This is a genomic window from Candidatus Woesearchaeota archaeon, from assembly GCA_020854775.1.
Lineage (GTDB): Archaea > Nanobdellota > Nanobdellia > Woesearchaeales > 21-14-0-10-32-9 > 21-14-0-10-32-9.
In genome coordinates this window covers 1-18,926 of sequence record JAHKLZ010000019.1, presented here as the reverse complement: position 1 = coordinate 18,926, position 18,926 = coordinate 1, and the positions used below count along the sequence as shown (strand labels likewise).

The window sequence follows — 18,926 nt, the reverse complement described above, 5'->3', positions numbered from 1 at the left end:
AAGAATTAAGAAGAACTCAAAATCTTATCATAGAGCTCCTTAATCCTTAACTTCAAATCCTCCTTTTCATCAAATGATAACTCAACAGATAAAAAAGCCTGCCTAATATCATTATACAAAAGCTTAGCCTCATCAATCAAGCCCTCACTAACCAAGTCATCACACTTAGTAATCAAACCATCTAATTCATGAGAATCAAATTCATCAGAATCAAAACCTTCATCTGCTTCATCATCAAAATCAGAATCATAAGCATGACCCTCCTCAGACTCCTTCAACAAATCAAGAACCCTCTTCTCTTCCTCAATCAACTTTTGAAGATTCAAAGACTTCTCATCAACAGTTCTCTCCTTCAAAGCTAACTTAGTCAAAGCATCCTTAGTTTCCTTCTTAACATCTTCCATCTTCTTAATAGTTAAAGTTAAATCCTTCTTAGCACCAACAAGCTTAGATAAAAGACTCTTATGTTCTTTCTCTAAAGATAACTTCTTATTAGCAAAATCCTTCTTCAACTCATCCAAAGCCTTCTTATTATTAACCTTAGCAGTTTTTAACGCGTTATCCAAAGCAGTTAATTGTTTATTCAAATCAACTTTTTTAACATCAAGCTTCTTCAACTCATCCTTCCTTGAAGCAACAACTTTATCAAGCTTCTGAACATCAACTTTCTTAGAAGAAATATTCTTGTTCAAATCAGACAAATCCTTATTAAGCTTAACAATGCTAACTTTAACAGATTCTTCCTTCTTCAACAAATCATTAAGCTTCTTATCAGCAACATCAACCTTTTTATCAAGCTCAACAGACTTCTTATCAATAACACCTAAGAACTTCTTTTCTTCTTTAGCAACCAAGTTAATATTCTTAGAAACAATTTGTTTAACTTGCTTCTCAAAATTCATCAACAATAATTTTTCTCTCTTCTTATCTAAGAAATCACTCTTCTTCTTAGATGCAGCAGTCTTAATTAGTTTTTCAATTCTTTTCTCAGACAAATTCCTCAAATTATCAAAAGAATAATCCGCGTCCTTAACGATTTCCTTAGAAATCTTAACACTAGACTTTGAAGATTTAATCTTCTTAGAATCAAAAACAGGCAAATCATCACCACTTGCTTTCTTAACTGGTTTAGCGACTTTTTTAGGAGTGATTTTTTTAACAGGCTTAACAACTTTCTTCTCAACCTTTTTCTCAACCTTCTTAACAACCTCAGCCTTAGACTTCTCAACGTCTTTCTTAGACTCTTTAGGTTTTTCAACTTTCTTCTCTACTTTCTTAACAGGCTTCTTAACAACCTCAGCCTTAGACTTCTCAGTAGACTCAGCAGTAAACAAAGAATCATCATTATTAGCTTCACCAAGCCAATCATGACCCTCATCATTAGCTTCACCAGATTTATCATCAGAAAAACTATCAGGATCATCCTCAAATTTTTCCCTAACAGACTTATTAGATTTTTCATAAACACCAAGAGCAGCACGAATATTCTCAAGATCCTCTTGCTTAACAATAACATCAGAAGACTCAGAAACATCATCCCCTTCTAAGACTTCGCTAGGACCCTTAAACAAATCATCCTCAGAACCCTCAATTTTTATTTCTTTATCAGACTCACTTTCTGAAAACAAATCATCCTCAGAATCCTTAGACTCATCAGGAATAGAAACATCAGACTTATCATCAGAACTTTCATCTTTAACAACTTCTTCTTGTTTCTTAGACTCAACTAGTTTCTCAGAACTTTTATCATCTTCTTTTTTAGAACCAAATAATCTTCCAAACAATCCTTTTTTAGGCTTAGAATCACCCTCAGAAGAACCTTCTTCTTTTACTTCGTTAACATCAGTTAAATTCTCATCTTGCCCCTCTGGAGGCTTCGGAGGAATAATCTCGTCCACTATACTCACCACCCTTTTTTTTCGAAAAAATCAATCGTACTATAACAAAAACTTGATTTATCTTTTTCTTTATAAATGTAACTAAAAAAAAAATCAAAAAAGTCTTTAAAATATAACTTATTAAAGAGTATAAAAAGATTTGTCACCATTCAAAAGTTTATAAACAACGTTTTTATATCAGAGAAAATCAATAAACCCTAAATGGAACCAGAACAACAAAAAACAGAACAAAACGAAGAACAAAAACAACCACCCAAAAAATATCCTAGTAATCCAGAAAGAGAAAAAAAAATAGAACAATTAAAAATACTAATAGAAAGACACAATTTCTTAGTAGACCAAGTAAACCTATTAGATAAAGACTTCGAAGAAAAAGAAATAAGAATAAAAGACTTCAAAAAAATTACAAAGCAAGACTTAGAAGAACAAAAACAAACAATAAACCAAGTAAAAGAATTAATAATAAAAACAGAGAAATTAAAAAAAGAAATAAGCAAAGACTTCAAAGAAATAGTAAAAAAGCCACTACTAGACAAATTAGATAAAAGAATAGACAACACAAAATACGAAGAATACATATACAGAGACGAATTAGACCGACAATTAAAAAAACAAAAAAATTAAGATTTTTTCTTCAAAGACTTCTTGCTCTTCAAAGAATTCTCAGACTTAATACATTCATTAAGAGAAGTAATCGCAACGCTCAACTGCTTCAAAGAAGGATTCCTAGTAGTTAAACGTTGAAACTGAATACCCGGCCACATCAAAATCCTAACAATTCTACTCTTACAATAATACTTACCCTCAAGCCTTAACAACTCATAAGAAATACCCGCAATCAAAGGCAACAACATAATCCTAATAAAATAATTACCCCAAAAACCAGTATTAAGAGGAATCAACAAATAAACAAGAATACCAATCAAAAAAACAACGAAAACAAAAGTAGTACCACACCTAGGATGAAGCCTAGAAAACTTATTCGCGTTACTAGGCGTAAGCTTCAAACCAGACTCATAACAAGCAACAACCTTATGCTCCGCGCCATGATACTCATATAAACGCTTAACATCAGGAAGTAAAGAAATCAAAAACAAATAAATAATGAAAATAAGCAATTTTAAAATACCATCAACAACATTAACCCCGACAAGAGAAGAAGAACCAGTAAAGAAATTAGCCAAGAACCAAGGAAGCAACTTAAAAATAGATAAAACCAATAATAAAGACAAAGCAAAAGTAAAAAACATTTCCTTCTTAGTAAGAGGCTCATCCTCACCTGCTTGCTCAGCAGACCAAGAAATCTCTTTTAAACCAATACCCATCAATTCGAAGAGCATAAATACGCCACGAACAAAAGGCAAACCAAGAAATCTATGTTTCTCAGTCAAAGAATTGAACCGCCTAGTCCTTTTTTTAACCTCGCCTTTCTCAGTTCTAACCGCCGTACTGATAAAGTTATCAGAACGCATCATTACTCCTTCAACAACTGCTTGACCACCAATTCTGACCTTCATAAAGAAAAAGAAAACAAAAACACTATTTAAAATGTTTGAAAAAAAAAACTAACAATATTTATTAAATAAAACAAATTCACAAATAACAAGAATGGGAATATTAGTAGCTTGCCTAACAACAGGAAAAGGAACTTGGAATAACGTAAAAGAATTAATAAACTCAGAAGAATGGAAAAAAATATACTTAATAACTAACAAGTTCGGAAAAGAAAACTACAAAACCAACAAAGAAATAAAGTTCATAGAAATAGAACTAAGCGAACCCATAGAAATACTAAGAGATAAAATAGTCATAGGACTCACAGAACTAAAAAAAGAAATAGGCTTCAACGACGTAGCAATAAATTTATCATCAGGAACAGGAAAAGAACACATGGCAATAATATCAGCGATACTAAGAATAGGAACAGGAATAAGAATAGTAAGCTCAGAAAACAAAACACTAAAAACTCTATGAATTATTTCTTATCAGAAACATACAACCTAGAAATTCTTTGCTTATTACCAAAATGAGAAAGAACTTGCTTCTCAATCTCATTCAAATACTCAAAATCTTTTTCCAAATCCCAATTACTAACATCAGAATACTTCTCCAACAAATTAAGAGCCTTCAAAGCATCCTTAAACTTAGAACGAAGCTCATCATCCTTACCCGGGAACTTCATCGCTTCCTTAGACCAAATAAGAACCGAATACTTATCACCGTGAACTCTTTTAAAATCATACTTATCAGCATAAGCCATAATTTTTTTATTCACATCCTCAATTCTTTTTTGTAACTCCTTCTCCTGCTTTTTTAATTCTCCATACTCATCAACTAACTTAGAACCTTCTTCTTTCTTAATTTCATCTTCCTCAAACAAGTGACTCCACTCAGGACAAATACTTTTAAACTGACAATAATCACACAAACCAGAAGGTTTAGGAACAAAAACAGTCTCAGACTCAATCTTCTTAATCAAATCAATCGTTTCACACCTAAGATTTTCCAACTCCAAATCAGTCCTACTACTACGCATCTCCTTATTAAAAGCCAAAAAGTGCCAAACAAGAATAATTTCCTTCGCGTCAGGATACATACTCTTAACACCTAAAGCATAAATAGCAAGTTGCCTATCCTGATCCAATTCCTCCTGAGTCTTAAGATTAGAATTAGTCTTAAAATCATGAATCTCATAAACACCTTCCTTAGGACTAGCCAACCTATCAATACGAACATGAATCTTATAATCATCACTCAAATCCAAATAATTCTGAGTTTCCAAACCAATAGTCCTAGCCTGATTAAAAGGAACAAACTTATTATAATAATCAGAAATCATGCGCTTACCCAACTCACGATAATTCTCCTGAGAATAATCCTCTTTAACAATTATTATGTCATCAGACCAATTACTAACCCATAGATCATCAAAAAAATCTAACAAGTCCTGCAAAGAATTTAATTTTTCAAACTTCAAATCTTTGTAAAGCTTCTCTAAAGACTGATGAACCATATCACCCATAAAAGCCTCAACAGTAGTACTCACTTCTGTTTTTATTTTATCAATATAAGCATATTTATACCTCAAAGTACATTGCTCATAAGTAGAAAGCCTAGAATGAGAATACGTAACCATAACAAAAAAAGAATAAAAACTCATTAATAAGGTTTTTGATTAAGTCACCAGAAAAAATACGAAAAAAAAGAAAAAAAAAGAATTAAATTGCGCAACCAGTAGCTTCAGCGAAACCAGCAAGAGAACGTTGAACATTCACTACTTGACCACCAATCTTAATAGTAGGATAACCCGTTATTTCATTCTCATTACACAAAGCATCCTCAACGGTACATTCAACGTAAATACTACTAATATCAGCACCACCAAATAAAGAAGATACTTGATTAGTATAACCACACCAGTCAGCACCATAAATAACGAAGTCTTTATCAGCCAAACAAGAAACTAAAGATTCAACTTCCTCATTAGAATAACTAGCAAGTTGAGGTTGAGCTTGTTGCTCTTGTAATTGTTGCTGACCCACAATCATTCTTATATCATCCAAAGAGAAAACATCCGGAATGAACAAAGAACCATCAGGAGACATATACCAAGCTAAACGCTGACCTTGCACTGTTAAATCAATTCTGAATAAACCACTATCTTTCTCAACACCAACTATATTAAGAGGCATTTCAGGATTAGACAACAAATTAACGTATTCGTTAGCCTTAGCTTCAGCTCTTGACTGAGACAAACCAGACTCCTTACTTGAAAGAACACCAGTCAAGCCAAGAATCAAAGAAGCCACAAACAAAACACCTAAAGCAACTGAAGCAATCATCCAAACAGAATGACCACAACAAACACCGCTGTGCTTATGTTCACTTACTTTTACAGAACTATTTTTTTTCTTTGCGTATTTAACTTTTTTCAAAAGATCACCTCTGACCCCCAAAAATCTTAATCAAAAAAATTTTGGACTATACACCTTGAAAAAAATAATACAATATAAATTTTATGGTTTATTTAAGCAAAATAAGAATCAAAACAACTAAATTCCGAGATTACTAAGAATTTTTTGTTCATCATAAATCTCCAAATCCTCATAATTCTGACCAGTACCAATAAACAAAACAGGCTTCTTAGTCACATAACTAATACTAAGAGCCGCGCCACCTTTCTCATCAATATCAGCTTTACTAAGAACAATAGCATCAATACCAATAATTTCATCATACTTACGAGCTTGCTCAACACAATCATTACCAGTAATACTTTCCCCAACAAACAACTTAAGATCAGGCTTATTAACACGAACAAGCTTCTTCAACTCATTCATCAAATTATCATTACTATGAAGTCTACCCGCTGTATCAATCACGACGACGTCAAGATTCTTAGCTTCAGCGTGCCTAATCGCATCAAAAGCCACAGCGGAAGGATCAGAATTATAATCATGCTTAATTAATTTAACATCAAGATTCTGAGCATGATGCTCAATTTGCTGAATAGCAGCAGCCCTAAAAGTATCAGCAGCCGCGAGCACTAAAGACTTATTATTCTTTTTCAAATAATAACAAAGCTTAGCAATAGTAGTAGTCTTACCCGAACCATTAACACCAATGACCGCTATAACAAAAGGCTTCTTACTATTTACTTTTTTCAAAAAATCAATTTTTTCAACAGACAAAACTTCTTTTATGGAATTCCTAAGCGAATCAAGAATAGTATCTTGAACATTCTTCCTAGAAATCTTATCCTGAGTCAAATCATTCTTCAAATCATCCTTGATTTTCTGAATAACTTCTAACGCGACATTATTCTCTAAAAGAGCAACTTCTAAATCCCAAAATAATTCCTCAAATTTTTCATCAGACAACTTAATCTTAGTAAAAGTCTCTTTGAACTTAGAAAAAAAACCTTTCTTAGAAGATTCAACATCAACAACTTCTTTTTCAACAACATCATCACTTTTAATTTCTTCAACACTTTTTTCTTGGACTGATTCATCAATTGAATCAGCTGATTCACTTACTTCTTCAACGACATCTTCTTCAACCTTTTCTTTAACAACATCTTTCTCAACTATTGGCTTAGAAACTTTTTTCTTTGATTTAACATTAGAAGAATCCTTAACAACACCTTTTTTCTTAACATCCTTAGAATCCTGAGCAACAACTTCATCACTTTTAAGTTCATCAACTACTTCAATTACTTCAGATTCATCTTCTACTTCCTTAGAAAATTTTTTAACAACGTCACCAAGTTTACGCTTTAAAAAACCAAACAAAATCAATCACCCTTTTTTTGCAAAAAACCATAACACTCTTCGATTTTCTTAATAACTTTATCTTGATCAACAAGAATTTCTTGCTCTTGCCTATTAATTATATCAATAGCCTCATCAACGGATTTCTTAGAAACAATACCTGAACCAACATTAACAAACAAATCCTTATTCTTTAATTCAGCTTCAACATAAACACCAGTAGCAATAGGTGCAAGAACTTGTTTGCTTTGTTCTTTTTTAAATTCCTCTAAGTCTTCCCTAGTTTTTTTAAGATTGTTAAGACTGGCTTCTACTTGATTAAGCAAATCCTGATAATAATTAATTTCCTCAACTAATTGTTGATACTCTTGCTGATTCATTTTTTACTCCAAAAAACCAAGGGCTTCATCCGCGTTAGTAATCTCAGGACCTCCCGAATTAGAACCAACAATGAAACCATTACCATTACAAATAATGCCCGCCCTAACATAAGGACTACCCATGTTAACAGAGCCAGGCGTAGCCACCACGTCAAAAGTTTTCTCGATTAATTTCTGATCTTCCCTATCAAAATCATTACTCATCAAAGATTTTTTCTTAGCCAAATTAAGAACAACTAAGCTACCAATAGAAAAAATACCACCAAGCTTTTCTCTTAGAGTTTCTACTTCTAAAGCTTTAGCAATTCTTTTTTCTTCAGCTTCACTGAATTCTTTACTAACAATAGCTTTATTTTCACCAACTATCATGTTATTACCAAGACAAGTCAATTTAGTTTCAAAAACTTCAAAATCAATACCTGCTTCTTTCAAAGCATTTTTTTCTTCATCAAAAATTATACTAGGCACAATTATTCTGTTATTGTTTCCCGCAACAAAAACACCTATCAAAGAAGTTCCCGCAATAGAAATTTTATGAACAGGCACTTTTAAGACTTTGCCTATTTCTTCAGACACATCATCAGGAATTTCTTTACCAAGTAACGCGAATTTGTCATTAGCAAAACCATAAAGACCTATGTTGTGTATTCCTTTAAAATTAGTTGTTAATACATGCATTTTAACACAAAGAAAAAACTGCGCGTATAAAAAACTTTGTTTAACAAATACAAAAAAACAAGAAAATAAACAAATACAACAAAAAACAAAAAGTAAAAAAATGTATACTAGAATATTTAATCAGTAAACATAAAAAAAGCATAAAAAGTTTAAAAAAGCTTATTTTGAAAAAATAAAAGTTTAATAAGCCTTTTTCATCATTTTAAAAACAAAAAAAATAACCATAAAATCATTTAAAGCATCTTTTAAAACCAAAAATTACTTTTTAGTGCTTAAATTCATAACAAAACTTCTTAAAAAATAGAAATATTTATATAGTAATATTCATTAAGGGTGCTTATGAGCTCGGAAATTTCTGAATTAATAAGCGAACCAATAACTACTGAGAAACAAGAAGAAAAAGAAAAAAGTTACTCAGGAAAAATACTTCTAACAATAGCTCTAGCACTACTACTAAACACAGGATATCACATTTCAAGACCCACAACGAGAGTCGAAGTTATAGGAGGAAAATTCTCAAACAAAGATTTAACAGAACTATACGTGAAAGACATAATCAACGGAAAACAAGACACATTATACTTTAACACAACAAACAAATTCAAAATACTATTAGGACACGCAGAAAGTTACCAAAACCAAGCAGAACAACTAAAACAAAAACTAACACCAGGAAAAATAATAGACGTAAAATTATACAACAAAGAAGAAAAAAAAGTATACAGCATAGACAACATACGAACTAATCATCACGCAAATATAGGAGACTTAGTCAAATTCTAATATTCTTAGTTTTTAACAACAATTCTAACAAAGTAGCAGAACTCCAAGCCTGAGACAAACAACCCTTAGATTCAAGTTTCTTAGCAGAACTAACCTCAGCACAAAAACCAACAAACCCAGAATACAACAATTCATGAACACTAGCCTTTCTAATCTTCAAAATCTTGTTCCTGTACTTCTTAGCATCAAAATCATAAAGAACCAAAGCAACAACGTTATTAATAAAAAACCAAGAATCACCATGATGATAACTCTCATTATTCATCCCAGAATAAGTATCAACAAACAAATCATGATTCTTACCAATACTAGACACACCACCCCAATCAAGCCAAGATTCCTTAAGAACAAAATCAAAAGTCTCAGACCACTGATGCTTCATAGCCAAACCAGGATAAATATAATACGCAAGAAAAACATTAGGTCTAACAGACAAATCCAAAGAACCATCATTAATACCATCACGAATAACCTTATCTTTAATTAATTGTTTTCTAATCAAAGTTTTCCTATTACGAATCTTGTTCCTAAACTTAAAAACAGAATCAGAATCACCAACCAAACTCCTAAGATACTTCTTTAATTCAAGAGCAGACAAAAACAAAGCCTGAATCTCAACCCTAGCACCCTCCCTAGAATCAACACCAACATCAGTATCCATCCAAGTCTCCTTAGGACCATTCAAAACCAAACCATTAGAAGAATTATTCCTACAATAAGCAATGAATTCATCAAGCTTCTCCTCAACCAACAACAATTCCTTATCAGAAAAACCAAAATCCTTATTCTTAGAAATTTTCAAAAACAAAAATATTCTCTGAAATAACCAACCCGTAGCATCCGCACTCCCAAGAACACTCTCAGGAAGACGATTAGGCAAAATCCCCTTATTAACACTTCTAAGATTCCTAATCATGATTTTCTTAGCAACATCAAACTTTTTCTGAGAAAACAAACCAACCAAAGAAATACATTCATCCCTACCCCAAACTTGGAAGAACCAAGGATAACCCGCAAAAATCATGAACTCATGATTAACATTTTTCACACAAGAAGAAAAAGCATTATCAACAGATAACAAAGCTTGCTTGTACTCATCAAATAATTTCTTCTGAACATTATTATCCACAAATAAATCGTTTCTTTTTTTAACAACGGGCTTAACCAAAGAATTAACAATTGCTTCTTCCTCATTTAAACCAAAACCAAAACTAATCTTTTTAGAATTAGAACGAAGCAAACGAAAAACAAACAATTCAGACAAAGAACCACGCTCAGCATCATACGAATAAAATTTCTTAATCCAATTCTTTAACAAATCATAAGAACCCAAACCCTTAATAGCTAAGAACCTAGAAAAAACAACTTCTGATAAAGAATCATCAAAGAACTTAGTGTACTTAACAATTAAAGAATCATTTTTCTCATAAACCTCATAAATTCTACCCTTAGAATCAAAATCATGAACAAACCTAAAATCTAAATCAACAAAGAAATCAGCAGAAGAATCACGCTCCAACAACAAAGTCTTATCAGAAAAAAAAACATTAAAATCAGAAGAAATCAAATCAATAACTTTAAACAAATCCCAATTCTTATCAAAAAACACACACCACCCTTGATAAGCTGAGAAATCCTTCAAAGAATGAATAAAATAACTACCTTGCTCACACGTATAAAAAGAACAAGATTCATTCATCACGCACAACTCCACGATCCCTCACATTAACTATTTTAGAAGAACCATAAATCTTAGAACCACGACCAATAAAACTTTCAACCAAAATATTACTATCAATAACAGAATCCTCACAAATCACAGAATTACTAACAACAGAATTATGAATCTTAGCATTCATACCCACAGACACATTAGGCCCAATAACCGAACCAGAAATAACCGCGCCCTTACCAATAAAAACAGGATTAATAAAAACAGAATCCTTAGAATTAGAAGAAAACTTATTACCTTTCAACAAAAACTTATTAGCATCCAACAATCTTTTCTTAGACCCACAATCAAGCCAAGAAACAACATTCCTATTAACTATCACGTTACCCTTATTAATCATTATTTGAAGAGCATCCGTTAATTGATAAGCACCTTTAGTTAAAATCTTATTCTTAATCAAATAAGCAATAGCCTCAAATAATTGATCAGATTTCTTAAAATAATACAAACCAACCATAGCCAAATCAGAAACAGGAGAATCAGGCTTCTCAATCAACCTAGAAACCGAGCCATTATGAATAAAAACAACGCCGAAGTCCCTAGGATCATGAACTTGCTTAGTCCAAATAACCGCATCAGCCTTAACCTTATCTAAAGATTTCAAATCAGCCTTAACAATAGAATCAGCAAACAAAATCAAACAAGGCTCATCACCAACAAACTTTTTAGCACCATAAATCGCGTGAGCAACACCTTTCTGATCTCTTTGAAGAATATACTTTGTTTTAAACTTAAAATTCTTAGAAACAATCCTCTTAAGATCAACATCATCTTTATCAACAATGAAAATAACCTCAGAAATCTTTAAAGATTTAACAACTTCAAGAACCCTAACAAGAACAGGCTTACCACTTAAACAAAGCAAAGGACTAGGAGGCATAAATTTAGAAGTATCCTTGATTTTTTTACGCGCCATAGGAACAATTAACTTCATAAAAACACCCCCAACCATTATAAGCAAGCAACATATTTATATAAATGTTTCTTCAAAACAACTAATTAACCCCAAAAAAAAATTAATTAAAAGGATTAACATTTTTCTTTAAAAGATTCTCAATAGGTAAAAAAAGAGGCTTAGGCAAATCATCCCAAGAAAACCAACACCACTCCTCGCACTTATCAGGCTCCAAAACCTTAGGAGTGCCAGAAACATAATCAGCAAGAACAAAAAGAGTAACAAAATGTTTTCTGACATCAACAAAAAAATCATTAGTAAAAACAAAATCCCTAACATTCTTAACTTCCAAACCAGTCTCCTCAAAAACCTCCCTAACAGCACAGTCATGAATTGATTCATTAAACTCCAAGTGACCACCAGGAAAACCCCAACAACCAGAACCATGAGAATTCAAACGCTTACCAACAAGAACCAAATCATCCTTAATAAGAATAACTGCAACACCCACCCTGGGAACATCACTCATAAAAAAAGAAAACAAAAAAAGAACTTAATAAATGTTTTGAAAAACTAATAAAAAAACATGTGCTCCCTAAAAAAACTCAACTTCCTAGGAAGCTTATTAACAGACTCAATAAACTTAAGATGAGACTTTCTAAGCCTCATAGCTTCAACAGTAGATAAACCCTCAGAAACCTCATAAGATATTTTTGAACCAAGCAAAGTTCTTTTTTCCTCAAATATCTTAGTTATGCTAAATCGTTCAGGATTCTTATAAACTAAGGTTCCACGTTGAAGACCAAAAACAGAAGTAGAAACTAAGTCAACATAATCCTTATTTTCTTTCAAAAAATCAATGGTTTCAAGAAAATCCTGCTTGGTTTCAGTAGGAAAACCAAACATGATAAAAACACTATTAATAACGCCTGATTCTTTAGAATTCTTAAGAATCAAGGAAGATTCCTCTTTAGTTAAAAATTTATTCATCGCTTTCAAAACCTTGTTACTACCAGACTCAACACCCCACATAACGAATTTCAAACCAGAACTCTTCAACTCTTGAAGTATTTCTTTTGAAAAATCCTTAGTGGGTTTTAATTGACAAGCCCAATTAACACCGTGTTTCTTAAACAGCTTCGCCAAATCCAATAAACGCTTAGAATGAATCATATCATCAATCAAAAAATAATTCTTAGCAGAATTATTACTTAACGTTTTATCCAAAAACAACAAATCATACTCAACGTACTTATCATTAGAATAATGAGAACAAAACGCGCACCCCTTATAATAACAAGTAGAACTCGTCTTTAAAGGAAGTACAGTCTCAGGAACAAAGTACTTATCCAAATCAAAAATAGAAAAATCCAAAAAAGACTTTTTGATATTAACATTCAAATAATTAGCCAAATCCTCTTCGTTATTAAAAAACAAATCAGACGTTTCCTTCAATTTATCACTAACCGCGGGGCCACCAACAACAGTCTTAATATTAAGCTCTTTCAACTTCTTTATCAAAGCAAAAGCATAAAAAACTTGACTGGAATAAACAATACTAAACGCGACAAAATCAGGTTTCTTCTCAAGTATTAAACCTAGTAATTCTTCAAAACCTTGAGGATCCTTATTAGCAAGAATTAATTCATGATTCCTAAAATAACAATCAGCAAAATCCTCCCTACACTTCTTAGACACATCATTATAATCAACCCACTCCTTTTTTTTAAAATAATCTTTGTAATCAAGAAAAAAAGTGTTATGAAACTCAACGTTTAAATCAAGAACAGACACATCAACACAATCTTTAAACAAAGAATAAAGATTAGTAATAGAATAAGGCGGACTCGCCGGAGTACAAAACGGAGGATAAACAAACAATAATTTCTTCATGATAAAAATTAGAAAATAAGCATTAATTATAAATGTATAAGTCTGCTGAGATAATAAAAGAAAAGTTTTTAAAATAATAATAAAATAATAATCGGGTTGTTAAGCAATTAATAACGACGGGGGAAATGATATGCACATAACAGATAATGTAGGTGTAGTAGCGTTCGGTGTGAAAACAGGAATAATAACTTTTGACGATAATATTCTAGATGTTGTGAAAAGAACTATTGAAAAAAATCCTGATATGATTAAAGATACAGATATTTTATGTGTGACTGAAGCAGTAGTCGCAATTACGCAACAAAACGTTGTAAAACTTGAAGATGTATCTTTAGAGATAAGACAAAAATTAAATTTAAAAAAAGATTCGACTATAGGCATAGTTCATCCTATTCTTTCAAGAAATAGATTTTCAATGATATTAAAAGCAATAGCAAAAGCAGTACCAAAAGGAAAAGTAATAATACAACTAAAATTTATTGATGATGAACAAGGAAATCCAATCACAACAAAAAACACACTAAAAAAGTTAAATAAGACTTATGATGATATTATAACGACGAAAGAGCTAGGTAATAATAGATTATACCATCCTGAGACTGGAATGGATTATATTGATTTTTATGAAAAAATCGTTAGAGAAGAAGGATGTGATGTTGAAATATATCTTGCAAATTCCACTAATTATATAGTTAATAAAAATCCTGACGGAATATTAGTTAGTAATGTTCATGTTCGAAATGAATTTGTTGAAGCTATAAAAAGCAAAGGCTACACTAATGTTATTACACTAAGAGATATTTGTTCAGATCCTAAACAAAAAGTATATTCTGAATGGGGACTTCTCGGTTCGAACATTTTAGATCCTGTAACTGAACAATTAAAATTATGCCCACATAGCGCGGATTTAATATGTGAAGAAATAAAAATGATGGTTAAAGAAAAATTCGGAAAAAACATAGAAGTTATAATAAATGGGGATGGCGCGTATAAAGATCCAGAATCAGGAATATATGAGCTCGCAGACCCAGTGTCCGCTTTTGGATGCACATCTAATATAAAAAATAGAAACAGACTCGGCGTAAAAACAAAATATCTCATGCAAAAATTATACAATGAAGGAAAAACAAGAGAAGAAATTGAAAGCATTATCGAAGATGAAAAAAGGATGTTTGTTGAAAAACAAAATAAGAACGGATTCGCAGCACAAGGCACGACACCAAGAAAAATAGAAAACTTAGTTGCATCACTCGCCGATTTAGTTACAGGAAGTGGAGATGCAAATACACCACTTGTGATTGTTCGAGGATTCTTATAATTTAAAAAACAAAACTTAAAAAAAATGAGCCGGGAGATAAACTCAAATCCAAAAAAAAACTTGAGAAACCTCCCAAACTAATTTTTTTACGCAAAACTTAAAAAAAATGAGCCGGGAGGGATTCGAACCCCCGATCTACAGCTTAGAAGGCTGTCGCCCTATCCAGGCTAGGCTACCGGCCCTTAAATTCCTGAAATCCTGTTTTATTTATAAAATTTTATAAAACTCACAGAATTACTTAACCAAAATGACTAAGAAAACAATATACAAATTACCATACTCCTTTGAAGACGATAAAGGCAGAAAAAGAAATCTTGATTCTTTTGAAAAACACGTCGTAAATACTGATAAAGACTTCAATTTCGGAGCAGGAATACTAACAAAAGAAGATTTGACAAAAGAAGGCTTTATCAAAGTGAATAAACACGATGTTTACTTAATACAATCAGATTTTAATGATGAATATTCAAAGATGACTAGGGGCGCGCAAACAATAACAAAGAAAGACATAGGCCCAATAATTACGAAGACAGGCATAAACAAGGAATCAATAATAATCGATGCAGGTGCTGGAAGCGGAGGATTATGTTGTTTCTTAGGAAAAATAGCAAAAGAAGTGCATACATTCGATGTTTCCCAAAAAAACTTAGACATTGTTAATAAAAACATAAAAAAATTAAATCTTAACAACGTAGAAGCAGAACTTAAAGACATATACGAACCAGAACATTTTTCTCAAGAAAAATACGATGTTTTCACGTTAGACGTACCAGAACCTTGGAAAGCTTGGGAAACCGCTATTAAAGTTCTTAAAATAGGCGGATACTTAGTTGTTTATTCTCCTAACGTTATGCAAATAAGAGAAGTAACAATTAACAAACCAAAAAACTTTTTCTTAGAAGAAATCAACGAAATAATAGAACGAGATTGGAGCATCTCAGAAAAGGTTTCAAGGCCTGTAACAAAAGATTTCTCACACACAGCGTTTCTCGCATTCTTTAGGAAACTAGGAAACTAAGATTTGTTTCAGAAAAAAATCAAGTTATGACTAAATAATATAGTAAAAAGTATACTACTTCTATTATTAAGATGAAAAAACGAATTTGTTTCAGAAAATCGTTGAAACAACGGTTTAAGTTTCAGAAAAAATGATTATATGTTTCAATATCAAAATAATTTGAGTAAACACAAAAAAGGTGAGAAACACAAAAACTAACCAAGGAGGTTGAAAAAAAGTGTTAAAAGAAAAAGAAATGATTTTATTAAGCCACTTCCGAAGCAACGCCAGAATAAGCCTAACAAAACTAAGCAAGCTCACCAAGATACCTGTAAGCACAATATTCGATAAACTAAAAGATTACGAAACAAGACAACTAATTAAGAAAAGCACAGCCATAATAGACTTCAGAAAACTCGGATACGAAATCAGAAACCAAATATTAATAAGTGCGAGCAAAAATAACAAAGAAGAACTACAACGATTCTTAATAAAAAATACGAAGGTAAACACAATATACAGAATTAATAACGGATACGACTTCCTCGTCGAAACAATATTTAAAAACATGAACGAGATGGACGAATTCATGAAGAGCCTCGAAGCATTCGAGCCATTACAAAAAAAAGAGTTCTTCATAATGGAAGATCTGAAAAGAGAAGAATTCCTATCCGGAAAACAAGAATACCCTATAAGAACACAGCTATGACGGTCCTGCTAAAACCCTCACCAATAATAAAAAGCAGGACCTTTTATTTTTTCAAACCATTCTTATAAACCAGTTTTTTCTTCTTAGAAAAAATTAATCTAAAAACCTTTTCAGCAACAACTTCTTTATCAAGCAAATTCTTACGACTAGCATACTCATCCTTAGTATAACCAACCATAGAGAGCTTAGTCTTAAAAGGACCAAGAATCGCGGTTTTCACAACGACATTATTCTTTAAAACCAAAGGCTCCTTTTCTAACAACTCTCCTAATAATTCAAGAGTCTTCTTAGACAACCCATACAAACCAGGATTATTAGGAAGAGAAGAATGCCTTGAAGAAATCATTAATACTCGAGCGTTCTTATTCAACTTATGCAAAGCATGCTTCGTCACTAACCACGCACCCTTAACATTCACATCAAATAATAAATCAAAATCTTTAACCGAAGAATTAAAAGTAGAAGAACGACGCATAATCCCTGCGTTATTTATCAAGACATCAACGCTACTAATTTTTTTAAAAGCACCAATAACTTGTTTCTCATCAGAAACATCCACTTTCAAAAAAAACTTGTTATCCCTACTCGAAGACTTCTTTAAATCAAAACTAAAAACTTTAAATCCTTCACTTAACAATAACTCCGAGAGAGCAAAACCAAGACCTTGCTCACCACCAGTAACAACAGCCATTCTTTGTTTCATAATTTACCAACCAAATCCATGCCAGGCTTCAAAGTCTTAGAACCAGGCTTCCAACTCGCAGGACAAACCAAGCCCTGATTCTCACTAACAAACTTAGAAGCTTGAAGCTTCCTAAGAATTTCCTGAATATTCCTACCAATACTATTATCATGAACATCCATCGCTCTCAAAATACCATCAGGATCAATGATGAAACTCCCCCTAAGAGATAATCCTTCCTCAGCCAAATAAGTATTAAACTGCCTACAAATATTACCAGTAGGATCAGCAATCATAGGATACTTAATCTTCTTTATAGCAGGAGAATTATCATGCCACGCCTTATGAACAAAAGCAGTATCAGTACTAACACTAAGAATCTCAGCGTTCTCCTTCTTAAAATCCTCATAAGAATCAGCAGCCTCCTCTAACTCAGTAGGACAAACAAAAGTGAAATCCGCAGGATAAAACAATAAAACCAACCACTTACCTTTATAATCAGATAATTTAATCTTTTTAATTTCGTCATTATGAAAAACTTCCGCAGAGAAATCATCAACTTTTTTTCCTATCATCATGTTATCAACCTCACAAAAAAAAAGGAATTCGCGATATTATAAAAACATTTTGAAAAAAACCAAAAAAAAACATAATAATTAGATAAACTTTATAATTCAAAAAGAATTATTAATAACGAAGCGAGGTGGTTTTTCATGTATGCATACATATTAGTAGCACTAGATGAATCAGGAGTAGAAGACATAGTCGAAGAATTCCGAGACTTAGAAGAAGTACAAGAAGCACACATATTATTCGGGGAATGGGACTTAATAATAAAAGTAAAAGCACCAGAACCAGAATCAGTAGCAAGATTCGTACTAGAAAAAGTAAGAAACAAAGAAGAAGTAAGACTAACAAGCACACTCATAGTAGCAAAATAAATATTTCTTAAAACACCAAAGACAAATAAGACTAATTAATTAATTTGTGTTCCACCAAGAAATTCTTAATCACAGAATACATAAATTCATAACCATCTTTGTTAGGATGAACACCATCAAATAACAAAACAGAATAATCCCTATTAACAAATTCATTAAAAACATCACAATACAAAACACCTAACTCCTCAGAAATACTTAAAAGAGATTCATTATATTTTTTAATAACCTCATTACTAAAAAAAGTGTTCTCAAAAGGCATCAAGGATTCATCAACAGGAACCAAACTAACAAGAACAACATCCTTCGTAAAAGACTTAGCCAACCCAACAATTTTCTTAACATTCAAAAAATACTCATCCAAAGAAACACAAAAATCATCAGGAGAACCCATACCCCTAGAATCATTCACACCAATACCAATTAATATTATGTACTTATCAGACTCACGAATATATTTAACACGAGCCTCAGCCTCAATCCCGAACCTACCCAACAAGTCACGAGAAGAATCACCAGGAACACCCAAGTTATAAAGAACATTATGAATATCCTGAGCCTCAAAATAATCCTTCAAAAACCCAGCCCAACCCCTACAAGGAGCAACACCCCTACCAAGAGTTATACTATCCCCAAACACCAATAAACCTTTCATCAAACACAAAACAAAACACAATATAAAACTTTCCCCAAAACAAAACACGAACACCACAACGAAGTAGACTTAATCTATGTTAAATGAAATAATTT

21 protein-coding genes and 1 tRNA gene are annotated in these 18,926 nt (G+C 32.1%); 7 read left to right on the top strand and 15 right to left on the bottom strand.

Annotation, left to right across the window (positions count from 1 at the left end; translation table 11 throughout):
• Positions 1 to 5: 5 nt before the first annotated feature.
• A complete protein-coding gene (locus tag KO361_04135) occupies positions 6 to 1,898 on the bottom strand; it encodes a hypothetical protein (GenBank protein ID MCC7574754.1) in 1,893 nt (630 codons plus the stop codon).
• Between the two features lie 201 nt (positions 1,899 to 2,099).
• On the opposite strand from KO361_04135, the gene KO361_04130 reads away from it, so the two are divergent.
• Positions 2,100 to 2,522, top strand: a complete 423-nt coding sequence (locus KO361_04130; GenBank protein ID MCC7574753.1) for a hypothetical protein — start codon at positions 2,100 to 2,102, stop codon at positions 2,520 to 2,522.
• Here KO361_04130 and KO361_04125 read toward each other — a convergent pair.
• Positions 2,519 to 3,415 (bottom strand): DUF1385 domain-containing protein, encoded by an 897-nt coding sequence (locus KO361_04125; GenBank protein MCC7574752.1) that lies wholly within the window; start codon positions 3,413 to 3,415, stop codon positions 2,519 to 2,521. The genes KO361_04130 and KO361_04125 overlap by 4 nt on opposite strands.
• Positions 3,416 to 3,506: 91 nt before the next feature.
• Between KO361_04125 and KO361_04120 the strand changes: the two genes are divergently transcribed.
• Complete coding sequence (locus tag KO361_04120; GenBank protein MCC7574751.1) at positions 3,507 to 3,872, top strand: hypothetical protein; 366 nt, start codon at positions 3,507 to 3,509, stop codon at positions 3,870 to 3,872.
• Between the two features lies 1 nt (position 3,873).
• Here the strand turns inward: KO361_04120 and KO361_04115 are convergent, their stop codons facing one another.
• The 5 genes from KO361_04115 to KO361_04095 form a co-directional block, all read right to left on the bottom strand.
• Complete coding sequence (locus KO361_04115; protein MCC7574750.1) at positions 3,874 to 5,034, bottom strand: PD-(D/E)XK nuclease family protein; 1,161 nt, start codon at positions 5,032 to 5,034, stop codon at positions 3,874 to 3,876.
• A gap of 82 nt (positions 5,035 to 5,116) precedes the next feature.
• Entirely contained in the window at positions 5,117 to 5,833 is a 717-nt protein-coding gene (locus tag KO361_04110; GenBank protein MCC7574749.1) for a hypothetical protein, read from the bottom strand.
• Between the two features lie 117 nt (positions 5,834 to 5,950).
• Positions 5,951 to 7,189, bottom strand: coding sequence for a signal recognition particle-docking protein FtsY (gene ftsY / locus KO361_04105; GenBank protein MCC7574748.1), 1,239 nt, complete (start codon positions 7,187 to 7,189; stop codon positions 5,951 to 5,953).
• A 2-nt stretch (positions 7,190 to 7,191) separates the two neighbouring features.
• The gene (pfdA, locus tag KO361_04100; protein ID MCC7574747.1) at positions 7,192 to 7,548 is read right to left on the bottom strand and encodes a prefoldin subunit alpha; all 357 of its coding nucleotides are present in this window, start codon (positions 7,546 to 7,548) and stop codon (positions 7,192 to 7,194) included.
• 3 nt (positions 7,549 to 7,551) lie between these two features.
• The gene (locus KO361_04095; protein MCC7574746.1) at positions 7,552 to 8,226 is read right to left on the bottom strand and encodes a translation initiation factor IF-6; all 675 of its coding nucleotides are present in this window, start codon (positions 8,224 to 8,226) and stop codon (positions 7,552 to 7,554) included.
• A 339-nt stretch (positions 8,227 to 8,565) separates the two neighbouring features.
• Between KO361_04095 and KO361_04090 the strand changes: the two genes are divergently transcribed.
• Positions 8,566 to 9,009 (top strand): hypothetical protein, encoded by a 444-nt coding sequence (locus KO361_04090; GenBank protein ID MCC7574745.1) that lies wholly within the window; start codon positions 8,566 to 8,568, stop codon positions 9,007 to 9,009.
• Here the strand turns inward: KO361_04090 and KO361_04085 are convergent.
• From KO361_04085 to KO361_04070, 4 genes are all read right to left on the bottom strand, one after another.
• Positions 8,999 to 10,708 carry a hypothetical protein gene (locus KO361_04085; protein ID MCC7574744.1) on the bottom strand — a complete coding sequence of 570 codons (1,710 nt, stop codon included), beginning with the start codon at positions 10,706 to 10,708 and terminating at the stop codon, positions 8,999 to 9,001. The genes KO361_04090 and KO361_04085 overlap by 11 nt on opposite strands.
• Positions 10,701 to 11,675 (bottom strand): hypothetical protein, encoded by a 975-nt coding sequence (locus KO361_04080; protein MCC7574743.1) that lies wholly within the window; start codon positions 11,673 to 11,675, stop codon positions 10,701 to 10,703. Before KO361_04080 ends, KO361_04085 begins: the two co-directional genes overlap by 8 nt.
• Positions 11,676 to 11,757: 82 nt before the next feature.
• Complete coding sequence (locus KO361_04075) at positions 11,758 to 12,165, bottom strand: NUDIX domain-containing protein (protein MCC7574742.1); 408 nt, start codon at positions 12,163 to 12,165, stop codon at positions 11,758 to 11,760.
• Positions 12,166 to 12,209: 44 nt separating this feature from the next.
• Positions 12,210 to 13,529 carry a radical SAM protein gene (locus KO361_04070; protein ID MCC7574741.1) on the bottom strand — a complete coding sequence of 440 codons (1,320 nt, stop codon included), beginning with the start codon at positions 13,527 to 13,529 and terminating at the stop codon, positions 12,210 to 12,212.
• Between the two features lie 130 nt (positions 13,530 to 13,659).
• Between KO361_04070 and KO361_04065 the strand changes: the two genes are divergently transcribed.
• Entirely contained in the window at positions 13,660 to 14,847 is a 1,188-nt protein-coding gene (locus KO361_04065; GenBank protein ID MCC7574740.1) for a coenzyme F420-0:L-glutamate ligase, read from the top strand.
• Between the two features lie 107 nt (positions 14,848 to 14,954).
• On the opposite strand, the gene KO361_04060 is transcribed toward KO361_04065, so the two are convergent.
• Positions 14,955 to 15,029 (bottom strand) — tRNA-Arg (locus tag KO361_04060).
• A gap of 65 nt (positions 15,030 to 15,094) precedes the next feature.
• Between KO361_04060 and KO361_04055 the strand changes: the two genes are divergently transcribed.
• Together KO361_04055 and KO361_04050 are read left to right on the top strand one after the other, a co-directional pair.
• On the top strand, positions 15,095 to 15,865 hold the full coding sequence (locus KO361_04055) for a methyltransferase domain-containing protein (protein MCC7574739.1): 771 nt from the start codon (positions 15,095 to 15,097) through the stop codon (positions 15,863 to 15,865).
• A 217-nt stretch (positions 15,866 to 16,082) separates the two neighbouring features.
• A complete protein-coding gene (locus KO361_04050; protein MCC7574738.1) occupies positions 16,083 to 16,553 on the top strand; it encodes an Lrp/AsnC family transcriptional regulator in 471 nt (156 codons plus the stop codon).
• A gap of 43 nt (positions 16,554 to 16,596) precedes the next feature.
• Here KO361_04050 and KO361_04045 read toward each other — a convergent pair whose 3' ends face one another.
• Both KO361_04045 and KO361_04040 read right to left on the bottom strand, forming a co-directional pair.
• Positions 16,597 to 17,256, bottom strand: a complete 660-nt coding sequence (locus KO361_04045; protein MCC7574737.1) for an SDR family oxidoreductase — start codon at positions 17,254 to 17,256, stop codon at positions 16,597 to 16,599.
• Positions 17,253 to 17,810 carry a redoxin domain-containing protein gene (locus KO361_04040; protein MCC7574736.1) on the bottom strand — a complete coding sequence of 186 codons (558 nt, stop codon included), beginning with the start codon at positions 17,808 to 17,810 and terminating at the stop codon, positions 17,253 to 17,255. Before KO361_04040 ends, KO361_04045 begins: the two co-directional genes overlap by 4 nt.
• A 138-nt stretch (positions 17,811 to 17,948) precedes the next feature.
• On the opposite strand from KO361_04040, the gene KO361_04035 reads away from it, so the two are divergent.
• The gene (locus KO361_04035) at positions 17,949 to 18,176 is read left to right on the top strand and encodes an Lrp/AsnC ligand binding domain-containing protein (protein ID MCC7574735.1); all 228 of its coding nucleotides are present in this window, start codon (positions 17,949 to 17,951) and stop codon (positions 18,174 to 18,176) included.
• Positions 18,177 to 18,207: 31 nt separating this feature from the next.
• Here the strand turns inward: KO361_04035 and KO361_04030 are convergent, their stop codons facing one another.
• Complete coding sequence (locus KO361_04030; protein ID MCC7574734.1) at positions 18,208 to 18,816, bottom strand: SGNH/GDSL hydrolase family protein; 609 nt, start codon at positions 18,814 to 18,816, stop codon at positions 18,208 to 18,210.
• Positions 18,817 to 18,926 lie beyond the last annotated feature (110 nt).